The 12,736-nt window shown below is 33.8% G+C and carries 11 protein-coding genes and 1 pseudogene; 8 read left to right on the top strand and 4 right to left on the bottom strand.

Annotation, left to right across the window (positions count from 1 at the left end):
* Nucleotide 1 precedes the first annotated feature (1 nt).
* The 8 genes and pseudogenes from hisG (at nt 2) to lip (ending at nt 8,990) form a co-directional block, all read left to right on the top strand.
* On the top strand, nt 2–616 hold the full coding sequence (gene hisG / locus CD113_RS00155; protein WP_002464501.1) for an ATP phosphoribosyltransferase: 615 nt from the start codon (nt 2–4) through the stop codon (nt 614–616).
* A complete protein-coding gene (hisD, locus tag CD113_RS00150; protein ID WP_002464502.1) occupies nt 609–1,859 on the top strand; it encodes a histidinol dehydrogenase in 1,251 nt (416 codons plus the stop codon). The genes hisG and hisD overlap by 8 nt, the downstream gene beginning before the upstream one ends.
* Nucleotides 1,860–1,874: 15 nt before the next feature.
* Nucleotides 1,875–2,879, top strand: coding sequence for a pyridoxal phosphate-dependent aminotransferase (locus CD113_RS00145; protein ID WP_002464503.1), 1,005 nt, complete (start codon nt 1,875–1,877; stop codon nt 2,877–2,879).
* A complete protein-coding gene (gene hisB, locus CD113_RS00140; RefSeq protein WP_002464504.1) occupies nt 2,857–3,435 on the top strand; it encodes an imidazoleglycerol-phosphate dehydratase HisB in 579 nt (192 codons plus the stop codon). The genes CD113_RS00145 and hisB overlap by 23 nt, the downstream gene beginning before the upstream one ends.
* A complete protein-coding gene (gene hisH / locus CD113_RS00135; protein WP_002464505.1) occupies nt 3,432–4,028 on the top strand; it encodes an imidazole glycerol phosphate synthase subunit HisH in 597 nt (198 codons plus the stop codon). Before hisB ends, hisH begins: the two co-directional genes overlap by 4 nt.
* Nucleotides 4,003–4,707: a 1-(5-phosphoribosyl)-5-((5-phosphoribosylamino)methylideneamino)imidazole-4-carboxamide isomerase gene (hisA, locus tag CD113_RS00130; protein WP_002464506.1), complete on the top strand. Its 705-nt coding sequence runs from the start codon at nt 4,003–4,005 to the stop codon at nt 4,705–4,707. The genes hisH and hisA overlap by 26 nt, the downstream gene beginning before the upstream one ends.
* Nucleotides 4,704–6,091, top strand: a pseudogene (gene hisF / locus CD113_RS12800) (imidazole glycerol phosphate synthase subunit HisF). Before hisA ends, hisF begins: the two are co-directional and overlap by 4 nt.
* An 808-nt stretch (nt 6,092–6,899) precedes the next feature.
* Complete coding sequence (gene lip / locus CD113_RS00115) at nt 6,900–8,990, top strand: YSIRK-targeted triacylglycerol lipase (protein ID WP_002464509.1); 2,091 nt, start codon at nt 6,900–6,902, stop codon at nt 8,988–8,990.
* A gap of 191 nt (nt 8,991–9,181) precedes the next feature.
* On the opposite strand, the gene icaC is transcribed toward lip, so the two are convergent.
* The 4 genes from icaC to icaA are packed head-to-tail and all read right to left on the bottom strand — an operon-like array spanning nt 9,182 to nt 12,608.
* The gene (icaC, locus tag CD113_RS00110) at nt 9,182–10,234 is read right to left on the bottom strand and encodes a polysaccharide intercellular adhesin biosynthesis/export protein IcaC (RefSeq protein ID WP_002464510.1); all 1,053 of its coding nucleotides are present in this window, start codon (nt 10,232–10,234) and stop codon (nt 9,182–9,184) included.
* Nucleotides 10,221–11,066, bottom strand: a complete 846-nt coding sequence (icaB, locus tag CD113_RS00105) for an intercellular adhesin biosynthesis polysaccharide N-deacetylase (RefSeq protein ID WP_407070846.1) — start codon at nt 11,064–11,066, stop codon at nt 10,221–10,223. The genes icaC and icaB overlap by 14 nt, the downstream gene beginning before the upstream one ends.
* Before the next feature lie 16 nt (nt 11,067–11,082).
* Entirely contained in the window at nt 11,083–11,400 is a 318-nt protein-coding gene (gene icaD, locus CD113_RS00100) for an intracellular adhesion protein IcaD (protein ID WP_088177497.1), read from the bottom strand.
* Entirely contained in the window at nt 11,364–12,608 is a 1,245-nt protein-coding gene (gene icaA, locus CD113_RS00095; RefSeq protein WP_002464512.1) for a poly-beta-1,6 N-acetyl-D-glucosamine synthase IcaA, read from the bottom strand. Before icaA ends, icaD begins: the two co-directional genes overlap by 37 nt.
* Between the last annotated feature and the right edge of the window lie 128 nt (nt 12,609–12,736).

Genomic DNA, 12,736 nt, shown 5'->3' with positions numbered 1-12,736 from the left:
CATGCTGAGAATTGCGATAGCAAAGGGGCGGTTGATGGATAGCCTCATAGATTATTTAGATCGTATTCAATTTAATATACTATCTGACACGCTCAAAAAAAGACAACGGCAATTATTATTAAACGTTAATAATTTAGAATGTATTTTAGTTAAAGGTAGTGACGTACCTATCTACGTGGAACAAGGTATTGCCGATATAGGTATAGTAGGTAGCGACATTTTGGATGAACAACCTTATGATATTAATAATTTACTAGCATTACCATTTGGGCATTGTCACTTTGCAGTTGCTGCGAAACCACAAATAACAACGTTTCATAAAATAGCAACAAGTTATACAACGACTGCCGAAGCATTTTTTAAAGCACAAGGCATTGATGTAGATATTATTAAACTCAATGGTTCTGTAGAACTCGCTTGTGTTGTAGACATGGTAGATGGCATCGTTGATATCGTTCAAACAGGAACAACGTTAACGGCGAATGGATTAGTTGAACGGCAACATATTAAAGATATAGAGGCTAGATTAATTACTAATAAAGCTGCTTATTTCAAAAAGTCACAGCAAATAGAACAATTTATACAATCATTGGAGGTGTCGATAACGAATGATTAACGCACAACAATTTTTATCAGAATTTTCAGAACAAGAGTCACTAGATGAATCTTTATATCCACTTATTAAAGATATTTGTCACAATGTAAAACTTCATGGAGATCAAGCTTTAAAGCAATATAATTTAACTTTTGATCATACAGCAACAGAGCATTTAGAAATTTCAGCAACTCAACTTAAAGCGGCATATGACACATTAAATTCTAAGACAAAACAAGCTTTAGAACATAGCTATGACAGGATAAAAACGTATCAACAGCAAATTAAGTATGACAATCATCATAATCATACAACTAGCGAAACATTCGAAGTCTATCATCCAATAGAAAAAGTGGGCATTTATGTGCCTGGAGGTAAAGCAAGTTATCCTTCTACAGTATTAATGACAGCTACATTGGCTAAAGTTGCTGGTGTTGACCATATTGTGGTCGTTACACCTCCACAAACGAAAGGGCTATCACAAGAAGTGCTAGCTGCATGTTATATCACAGGTGTAGATCAAGTGTTTCAAGTAGGTGGCGCACAAAGTATTGCAGCATTGACCTATGGTACGGAGACCATACCAAAAGTCGATAAAATTGTAGGTCCAGGTAATCAATTTGTAGCTTATGCAAAAAAATATTTATTTGGACAAGTGGGCATTGATCAAATTGCAGGTCCAACAGAACTCGCTGTCATTATTGATGACACTGCCAATCTTGATGCTATTGTCTACGATATATTTGCACAAGCAGAGCATGACGAGTTAGCCCGTACATATATTATTAGTGAAAACTATCAACTACTAGAAGACTTAGAACAAAGAATTCAGGATATCCTTCCAACTATCCAGCGACATGATATCGTCGCAGCGAGTATTAAAAATTATAATTATTTGATTCACGTTGCTGACATGGATGAGGCATGTAAAGTAATGAATACGATTGCGCCAGAACATGCATCTATTCAAACGAATCATCCGCAAAGGTATATTGAACAAATCAAATATGTAGGTGCATTATTTATCGGCCATTATTCTCCAGAAGTTATTGGAGATTATGTTGCTGGACCGAGCCATGTATTACCAACAAATCGAACTGCTAGATTTACTAATGGATTATCAGTAAATGATTTCTTAACACGTCATACTGTTATTAATTTGAAACAACAAACATTTGAAGACATTGCTGATACTGCACAACATATTGCTCAAGTTGAATCACTATATAACCACCAACAATCTATTCTAATTCGGCAACAATAAGGAGTGTTATACCACATGATTTATATAGATAAAAATGAAAGTCCCATAACACCATTGGATAATGAAACGATGACGTCGATTATAACGACTACACCTTATAATTTATATCCAGATGAAGCGTATCAACACTTTAAAGAGGCATATGCACAATTTTATCAATTATCACCAGCACAACTGATTGCAGCAAATGGCTCAGATGAATTAATTCAAAAATTGATGTTAATTATGCCAGAAGGTCCAGTATTAACCTTGAATCCAGATTTCTTTATGTATCAAGCGTATGCCGCGCAGGTACACAGACCTATTGAATTTGTAAAAGCAACGCAAAATTTAGACTTCAAGTTGAATGATATATTGCAGCGTATCGATGAAGTACAACCATCTTTCTTTATTATGAGTAATCCACACAATCCATCAGGAAAGCAATATGATCTTTCTTTCTTAACAGCTATAGCTAACAAAATGAAAGACATAGGAGGTTATTTCGTAATCGATGAAGCGTATTTAGACTACGGGGATGCTTACCAAATAACGATGTCACCACATATATTAAGAATGAGAACATTGTCTAAAGCCTTTGGCATTGCTGGACTACGTTTAGGTGTTTTAATCAGTACACCTGAAACCATTCAACTGATTGAACGCATTGAGCATCCGTATCCACTGAATGTACTCACTTTGAATATTGCAACTTATATTTTTGAACATGATAAAGAAACATGGCAGTTTATCGCTATACAAAGAGCATTAGCACAGCAATTAAGAACAATTTTTGATAACTATGTAGCAGATGTAATGACCGTATATCCATCACAAACAAACTTTGTCTTAACTCAAGGGGAACAAGCACAACACTTAGGTCAATATATTTTAAATAAAGGTTTTCAACCTCGTTTTTATGATGAAACTGGTATGGAAGATTTAGTGAGATATTCTATAGCAACAGTCGAGCAGTTACAGCAATTGGAACATATCGTTAAAGAATGGAGAGCACAATATGACATATCAAAAACAACGTAACACGGCAGAAACACAACTTAATATTACACTGACTAAGGAACCAATAGCTTCTCAAATCGATACCGGTGTTGGCTTTTTGAATCATATGCTAACGCTGTTCACGTTCCATAGTGGCTTATCTTTAACAATCGAAGCCAGAGGTGATATTGATGTGGATGATCATCATGTGACTGAGGATATTGGTATTGTTATTGGTCAGTTGCTACAAGATATGATTAAAGATCATCCATTTATGACACGTTATGGTTCAATGTATATTCCAATGGATGAAACGTTAGCCCGTTCGGTTGTCGATATCAGTGGTCGTCCATATTTATCATTTAATGCTCAGTTCAGCAAAGAAAAAGTCGGTACCTTTGATACTGAACTTGTAGAAGAATTTTTTAGAGCGTTAGTGATTAATGCACGTCTAACGGCACATATTGATTTGCTTAGAGGTGGTAATACACATCATGAAATTGAGGCTATTTTTAAATCGTTTGCTCGTGCGCTAAAAGTAGCATTAACACCGTCTAATGAACAAGTAATACCATCGTCGAAAGGCGTGATTGAATGATTGTTATTGTAGATTATGGGTTAGGGAATATTGGTAATGTAGCAAGAGCAGTTGAGAGGTTAGGTTACGATGTCGCAATATCTCACGAGGCATCAACGATCAATAAAGCACAAGCAGTTATTTTACCAGGAGTAGGTCACTTCAAAGATGCTATGTTAGCCATCCATCGGTTAAAACTACATGAGATATTAAGAAATGTTAAAGATAAACCTATCGTCGGCATATGTCTTGGTATGCAATTAATGTATGAACACAGTGATGAAGGGAATGTAGATGGTTTAGGCTTAGTACCTGGCAATATTACATTGATCAATACAATATTTCCAGTGCCACATTTAGGATGGAATAACTTAATCAGTAACAATGATATTTTAAATAAGGATGTCTACTTTGTTCACTCATATCAAGCGCCTATGACTCAACATGTAGTTGCTTATGCTTCATATGGTACAAACATACCTGCAATCATTCAATATAATAACTGCATCGGTATTCAATTTCATCCTGAGAAAAGTGGGGACTATGGTTTAAAAATTTTGCAACAAGCTTTGCAAGGGGGATTTATAAATGATTCAAATATGGCCAGCAATTGACCTCATTAATTCTACAAGTGTGCGCTTAACAGAAGGAAAATATGCTAGTGAAGAAAAAATGACACGTTCAGCAGAAGAAAGCATTCAATTTTATAATAAATTTCAATGTGTAAAGCGTATACATATTGTTGATTTGATAGGTGCTAAAGCACAAAAGGCTTGTGAATTTACTTATATTAACAAACTAAGACAATTAACAAATAAAGATATTGAAGTTGGTGGTGGGATTCGTACAAAACAACAAATCATGGATTACTTAGCTGTAGGTATTAACTATTGTATTGTTGGTACGAAAGCCATTAAAGACATTGAGTGGCTAACGGCTATGTCACATCTATTTCCTGAACGGCTTTATGTATCAATTGATGCTTATGGTACCAATATTAAAATTAATGGTTGGGAAGAAGATACAGCGCTTGATTTATTTGATTATGTATCACAAATTAATCATCTACCTTTAGGTGGCATCATTTATACTGACATTGCCAAGGATGGTAGGATGGCTGGGCCTAATTTTGAATTAACAGGTAAGTTGGTTCAAGCAACATCATTACCAGTTATAGCTTCAGGAGGTATTAGACATCAACAAGATATTAAGCAATTGGCTCAATTAAATGTACATGCAGCCATTGTTGGTAAGGCAGCACACCAACCTTCATTTTGGGAGGGGCTACAATGATTAAAAAAAGGATCATTCCATGTTTGGACGTTAAAGATGGTCGTGTTGTTAAAGGAGTTCAATTTAAAGGACTACGAGATATTGGTGATCCCATTGATTTAGCTATGTATTACAATGAAGCGGGTGCCGATGAAGTAGTTTTCTTAGACATCTCTAAGACGGAAGAAGGTCATCATTTAATGCTCGATGTGATTGAGAGTACTGCTAAAAAGTTATTTATCCCTTTAACCGTTGGCGGCGGTATTCAAAGTTTAGAAGATATAACATTACTATTAAATCATGGTGCGGATAAAGTATCATTGAATTCGAGTGCGTTGAAAAACCCAGATCTTATTAAACAGGCAAGTGATAAATTTGGCAGACAATGTATCTGCATTGCTATAGATAGCTTTTATGATCAAACAAGCAAAGACTATTATTGTTGTACACATGGTGGGAAGAAACTAACTAACGTTAGAGTTTATGACTGGGTACAGCAAGTTGAAGCATTAGGAGCTGGTGAACTCTTAGTTACCAGTATGAGTCATGACGGTATGAAACAAGGATTTGATATCGAACATTTAACTGCCATTAAACAGCTGGTCAACATACCTATTATCGCATCTGGTGGTGGAGGTAATGCACAACATTTTGTCGAATTATTTCAACAAACTGATGTTTCAGCAGGTTTAGCTGCCAGTATATTACACGATCGAGAAATTACGGTGCAATCATTGAAAGACACAATGCGTCAAGGAGGTATACAAGTAAGATGACAACTTACGATATTGATTTTAGTAAAGGATTAATACCTGCCATACTTCAAGATAATCAAACAAAACAAGTTTTAATGTTAGGTTATATGAATGAAGAGGCATTTAACAAAACAGTTAAGGATCAAATTGTATGTTTCTATTCACGTTCAAAACAGCGTCTGTGGGTTAAAGGGGAAACATCTGGACATGTACAACATGTTGAAAATATTCATATAGATTGCGATCGAGATACGATTTTGATTGAAGTCACACCGCATGGTCCAACGTGTCATACTGGACGTCAAAGTTGTTTTAACACAACAATGCCATTTAAAGTTCAAGATTTAGAGGTGACAGTTGCTAAAAGTGCGAAATCCGATAATCAACACTCCTATACTAAATATTTACTGACTGAAGGAATCGAGAAGATCACTAAAAAGTTTGGAGAAGAGGCATTTGAAGTTGTCATTGCAGCAATGAAAGAGGATAAGACTGAACTTGTTAATGAGGTCGCTGACGAGTTATATCATTTATTTGTTCTTTTAAATGCATTAGAAGTTGATTTCTCTGCAGTTGAAAAAGTATTAGCTAACAGACATCGTCAAGTTAATAATTTTAAAGGTGAACGACAAGACATATCGCAATGGTAGGATTGAAGTTAGTTATAATGCATCATAAAAAGTAGAGTTCTCTAATTTTTAAGACTGATAAATAAAGAGTAAATAATTAAAAACAAAAATTAATTTGAAGCCGAGACTCCTGATGTAGGGACCCAACACAGAGAAACTGTGAAACAGTTTCAACGAACAATGCAGGGACCCGTCATAGAAAAATTTTATAACTAAAATTTTTACTTTAATGTGCCAGACGGGCAAGGTTGGGCAAGTGATACGCAAAGAAAAATTCTGTAAGGATTACAGTTGACACTATTCGTGCAACTGCATAGGGACCCAACATAGAAAAATTCTTAACAAAGAATTTTTACAATAAGTGCAAGTTGGGCAAGAATTAGTAAAGATTAAAAATCTAACTAGCTTTATGGGATGCAAGGCTTAAAAATAATGATGTTTCAGCTCAATTTAGGAGAGAACCAAAAAATATTGATGTACAAGTGAGTACGACAGAAATAATGCTATGACAAATTATTTCTGTCGTACGCCTTTTTAGATTATAGTTACAAATTACATTGAAATTCGTTTTATTAAATTGTACATAATTGTTGACGTAAGCAAATTTTTACATTAAAATATTAATTAATTATTTGAAATGGTTAGCGAAACATATTTAATTCTCATAAAGAGAATATATTTTTTGTATGTTAATGTAAACGCTTACTTTTTCGAAAGTATTAAAGAAAGGATGGTTATATGAAAGCTTTATTAAGTAAGTTTTTTGGGTTTATTCCTCGAGTGATTATCAATTTATTCATTTAAAAAAATACAAATAGAGGTGCTGACAATGAAAACAAGACAAAATAAATACAGTATTCGTAAATTTAGTGTAGGTACATCTTCTATACTTATTGCCACTTTATTATTTATGGGCGGTGGAAATGCACAAGCAGCTGAAAAGCATGTGGATGTGGGAAGTTCACAGCAGAGTACAGTAACAGCACAATCTATTGGGGAAGAACAAACAAGGGAAGCAGATTCTGAACAGTCATCAACGGCAGATAAACTACAGAAATCAGAAGATCAGGCAAATACAACAAACTTACATAGTAACAAAGGTATCATCGAGCAAGATGAGCGAGATACGAATGAAGCGTTAAATAATAACCAAGACGAAACACCAGGAGCATCAACCAAAGACGGTGGTATAGAAGCTCAAGCGTCAACCAAAGAAGCAACAACGACAGATAAAGAAGAACAACATAACACAAAAAACGATGCTCAACAGAATCATCAACAAAATACAAATGCCAATGATGAAGTGAAGCATAATAAACAAGCTAAAGATCAACAAATAGAAGCAACAACTAATTTGACAAAGGACAATACAAATAGCCCAGCAGCTAAAGTCAACAGAGATGATAGTGAAGGTTCATTTGCTAATAACCAAAAACAAAATTCTACAGTCACAAGTGCTGGTAATGGACAACAGGTCTCTGAAAATGAAGGTAAAGTTGAACGACAAGGCGCTGAGCAACAACAAGTCCAACAACAGGACGTTAAACCAGAAGAACAACGTGTAACAGCATCGACATCTAAAAAGACAACACCAGTATTAGATCAGTTAAATCATACTAAGATGGATGATAACAGCCAAGATAAAGATCAAAAACAACATCGAGATTTAGACGTCTTAAAAAATAATGCAGTAGTCACACCACCAAGTAAGTCCTCATCTCAACGTGTGTCACAAACAAAAGATGATCAAACGAATAAAGTTGCTAAACAAGGACAATATAAAAACCAAGATCCTATTATCTTAGTACATGGTTTCAATGGTTTTACAGATGATATTAACCCATCAGTACTGTCACATTATTGGGGTGGCGATAAAATGAATATTCGTCAAGACCTAGAACAAAATGGTTATCGAGCTCATGAAGCTAGCATTAGTGCATTTGGTAGTAACTATGACCGTGCGGTAGAGCTATATTACTATATTAAAGGTGGCCGAGTAGACTATGGTGCTGCACACGCTGCCAAATATGGACATGAAAGATATGGCAAAACATATGAAGGTGTTTATAAAGATTGGCAACCAGGTCAAAAAGTCCATTTAGTTGGTCATAGTATGGGTGGTCAAACGATTCGTCAATTAGAAGAATTGCTACGTAACGGTAATCAAGAAGAAATAGACTATCAACGACAACATGGTGGTGAAATTTCACCTTTATTCCAAGGAAATCACGACAATATGGTATCTTCAATTACAACGTTAGGAACACCACATAATGGCACACATGCATCTGATTTAGCAGGTAATGAAGCTATTGTACGCCAAGTGGTTTATGATTTAGGTAAAATGTTTGGTAATAAAAATTCACGTGTTAACTTTGGTTTAGATCAATGGGGCTTAAAACAACAACCGAATGAATCATATATTGACTATGTTAAACGTGTGAAAAATTCTAAACTGTGGAAATCACAAGATAATGGTTTTTACGATTTAACAAGAGATGGCGCGACTGAGTTAAACAGAAAGACGTCATTAAATCCCAATATCGTATATAAAACATATACAGGAGAAGCTACACATAAAGCGCTAATTGGTGATAGACAAAAAGCAGATTTAAATATGTTTTTACCTTTTATATTAACAGGTAATTTAATTGGTAAAGCTACTGAAAAAGAATGGAGAGAAAACGATGGCTTAGTATCTGTGATTTCTTCTCAACATCCTTTCAACCAAGCATATACAGATGCTACAGATCAAGTACAAAAAGGGATTTGGCAAGTAACACCGACACTTCATGATTGGGATCATGTAGATTTTGTTGGTCAAGATAGTACTGATACAGCACGAACTCGAGAAGAATTACAAGATTTCTGGCATGGTTTAGCAGATGATTTAGTACAAGCAGAGCAACAAACAACATAAAATATGCATGTAAAAGAATAAAATGATAGGAGGGTTTGGTAATGACGGCAGACTTCTTCCAACTTATCGGCTCACTTTTTCGAGTACTTAAACAATTATTTAAATAATTAGCTCAATATAAACGTAATATGAAAAAACACTTGGTAGATGAAATCATTCTTTCATCAGCCAAGTGTTTTTGCGTGGTCATACTAGTAAGCAAAAATATTAAGTTTGTATGGTTGTTTACCTATAATAAATCTGAAAATGTAGAATTCACGTAAGATCATTCCGACACCAATACATAGTCCAATAATAAATAGTAATGATATTGCTAAGAACACAATGGTATTGTCTTCGAAAATATTTGTGTAAGCAAATAATGAATCTAAAATAATTGGATGTAACAAATAGATAAAGAACGAAAATGCACTAATCATTTGAACGGTGTTGAATAACATCGTTTTAAAATGGGTACATATACCTAATATAGCGATAAACATAACACTGTTGTAAAGCGTTAATGAATATGAAAAGCTTGTGACATTCCAATAATCACCATTAGATAAAGCGATAAATACAAAGTACGATGCGACTGCTAATACTAGAATAATGACTAAAAAGCGATCTAAGAAATTAAGAATTCGATCATAATTATATCCAATATAAGCACCTAGGAAGAAATAGAATATCCATCCAAAAATAATAGTGTTTTCACTTAAAGGATAATAATGTAGTACAGCAGCATGGAATTGTGAATTATTAGAGAAATAGTATAGGAATACTTGTTGTACGATAAATGATAGTAACAACAGAATTTTACTATTAAATAAATTGTAATTTATTTTAAAGATAATATAACTCAAAATAAAGAATTGCATGATAACAACAATAAAATAACCATACCATTGTCCGAGTAATACATTTTCAAGGAACTGCTTACTAAAAGATGAATTTGTTAATAACGATTCGCTATAGCTATAAAATAATCCCATTAAAAGGTAAGGAATTAAAATATACTTGATACGCGAAGTGAGATATCTATATGTAACCTTTTGATAATTCAACGTTGTTAATAATTGAGACAAGATAATAAAGCAAGGTGTGCCAAAGATAACAATATTTCTAATGTAAAATTGTAATACGAGTGAACCACCTCCTAAATTTTCATGTTCTAAGGTAATTTGAGTTAATAAGTGCGTAATAATGATAATCGAACAAATTAAAGCTCGTAAGTATACTAATTCAAGTCTAATCTTCTTCATGAAATCCGTCCCATCTCTTAATTAAATGCTCGAATGCATCATCACTAATTAATATTCTTGGGATGTAGTAGTCGTCGGTGTCGGGCGTGACTGCTTTTTCTTCTAATGAAAAACCATATTTAATACCTGCTTTTTTAAGAGCGGGCAATTTATCATCATTCATTAAACCGTAAGGATAGGCAATTGTTTTTTGAGGTTTATGAAAATGTTTCGTTAAATAATCGTCACTTTTTTCAATATCTTCAGTAATTTTACTGTTCGATGTTTGTAGCATTTTTGATTTGTTATTTTTATACAATGAATGTAAATTGTCGGTATGTGTTTCAAATTCCCATAAACCTGAGTTATACATCTCTTTTAAATGTGGTTCAGTAATCATATTTAAGTTATGGAAATTCTTTTCGCCGACATGTCCTGTAATGACAAATCCAGTTGCTGGAACTTTATATTTCTTTAAAATTGGATAGGCATTTTCATAAATTGTAGCATCCATGTCGTCGAAGTTTATCCAAACACTACGTTTAGGAAACTTGCCCTTCTTTTTGTAATAAAGAAATTCTTTTAATGTTAAGAATTTAGCATCATGTTTTTTCAACCACTTAATTTGTGACTCGAATTGAGATTTAGAAACACTATAGTTCTTAATTTCTTTACTACTAGAGAAGAAATAGATAAAGTTGTTGAGAAATCCAGATTTTCTTACTCTATGATAATTAAGTGCTAAGGCACTATTTTTATGATATTTAAGTTTTTTAGGCTTACCATCATCACTGTCTGCATGTGCAACATTGTGAATTGGAGTAATCATTGGTAAGATGAGAATGATACTCATTACGATAAGTAAAAATTTATTTGGTTTCACGCTGATGTCTTCCTTTCTGCCATCTTTGAATTAACAAGCAAATTGTGAAAAAGACAAAGATGATAATTGAGAAGATCCCCATTATTTTGAAAATTTTGAATATTTCGGTATTTTCGATGTTTAATGCAACACGAATTGTAATAATGCTCTCATCTTGAATATCAAAGATTGTGCCAATATAAACAAGTAGTACCACGACACAATAAATCCAAAAGATACAAGAAATGGCAATTAGTGATGTTTCTCTAACTATATTTAAGGATGATTTTAGCGTTGGATATTCCCTCTGTCTGGGCTTGACCATGTTGCGTAACCACCTTTCTTTCTTTTTAATGCCTTAGGAAACGCGACTAATACAACTGCGGCATTGATAATCCAATAGACAGTTGGGTACCAGCTGACGAATATCAGTCCGGCCATATTTTTCTTTTCGTAGCGACTATCGATAAAGAGTGCGACTGTAAATTGAACAACGTTTATAAATGTCATAGTAAATGATGAAAATAAGAAAATAGAAAAACTATATGTCATAAATGTATAATCTAGGAAATTAGCAGTGATGAGTAAATATCCTAAGTATAAGAGAACAATGTATACCCATAATATTGAGATAATTTGTTCAAACATTAATATATATAGTGGGAATTTTCTTTTTTTCATCGTTGTGAAAAAGTCCCTAAGTAATACTTCGTGACCACCTTGCGCCCAGCGAACACGTTGCTTCCATAAACCTCCCAATGTTTCGGGAACAAGCATCCAACACATTGCGCGTGGTTCATACTTAATATGATAACCAGATAAATGAAGCTTCCAAGATGCGGCAATATCTTCTGTGATCATATCAGTATCCCAGTAGCCAACATTTTCAACTGCACTTTTTTTGAATAACGTGAAGACACCTGAAATCGTATTAACAGCACCAGCAAGTGTTTGGCTTCGCTTAATACAACCAATTAAGCTAGCATATTCAATCGTTTGGATTTTACCTAAAATAGAACTTTTATTACGTATTCTAGGATTACCAGTGACCGCACCAAGTTTTGGATCATGTTTAAAGTTCTCAATCATGTAATACGGTGCATCTTCAGCCACAATTGTATCGGCATCTAAACACATAACATAATCATAAGATGCATGTTTAATACCTTGGTTAAGGGCATTTGCCTTACCTCTGTTTTCTTGCAAATCTACAAAGATGAAGTCGTTATTTGGATCTTCTTTCATTTTGTAGATAAGTTCAGCTGTGTTGTCAGAACTGCCGTCATTAATAATGATGATTTCTTTTTTCTCATATTTTAATGACAATACGTTAGACAACGTGTCTTCGATTGTCTCGCTCTCGTTATAACACGCGAGTAAAAATGAAATACCTTCCAATTTTTCAGGATCAATGTCTAATTTTCGGTGCATTTTATGTGTTATTTCTTTAGTAAAGAAGTAATAAATTGAACCTACAATCCAATAAATAGACATGAAAACCGGATAAAAAAGTAAAAAGTTAAAAAAATGCAAGATGTTTACCTACCTTTCGTTAGTTAGGTTGTAAGCCATATGGTAATTGATAGTATTTTAATTTGCAATAGATTGTTGTTATAATTAAACGGAAATATTTGTAATTGCAACTTAATTTTCCTGTAACA

The organism is Staphylococcus simiae, assembly GCF_002902085.1.
GTDB classification, from domain to species: domain Bacteria; phylum Bacillota; class Bacilli; order Staphylococcales; family Staphylococcaceae; genus Staphylococcus; species Staphylococcus simiae.
This window is presented reverse-complemented; position numbering and strand designations above follow the sequence as displayed.

Coding starts and splice junctions, on each gene's coding strand:
- hisB (WP_002464504.1), top strand. CDS start 2,857: ATGACATATCAAAAACAACGTAACACGGCAGAAACACAACTTAATATT.
- hisA (WP_002464506.1), top strand. CDS start 4,003: ATGATTCAAATATGGCCAGCAATTGACCTCATTAATTCTACAAGTGTG.
- hisD (WP_002464502.1), top strand. CDS start 609: ATGATTAACGCACAACAATTTTTATCAGAATTTTCAGAACAAGAGTCA.
- icaB (WP_407070846.1), bottom strand. CDS start 11,066: ATGAGTATCATTCTCATCTTACCAATGATTACTCCAATTCACAATGTT.
- lip (WP_002464509.1), top strand. CDS start 6,900: ATGAAAACAAGACAAAATAAATACAGTATTCGTAAATTTAGTGTAGGT.
- icaC (WP_002464510.1), bottom strand. CDS start 10,234: ATGAAGAAGATTAGACTTGAATTAGTATACTTACGAGCTTTAATTTGT.
- CD113_RS00145 (WP_002464503.1), top strand. CDS start 1,875: ATGATTTATATAGATAAAAATGAAAGTCCCATAACACCATTGGATAAT.
- hisH (WP_002464505.1), top strand. CDS start 3,432: ATGATTGTTATTGTAGATTATGGGTTAGGGAATATTGGTAATGTAGCA.
- hisG (WP_002464501.1), top strand. CDS start 2: ATGCTGAGAATTGCGATAGCAAAGGGGCGGTTGATGGATAGCCTCATA.
- icaD (WP_088177497.1), bottom strand. CDS start 11,400: ATGGTCAAGCCCAGACAGAGGGAATATCCAACGCTAAAATCATCCTTA.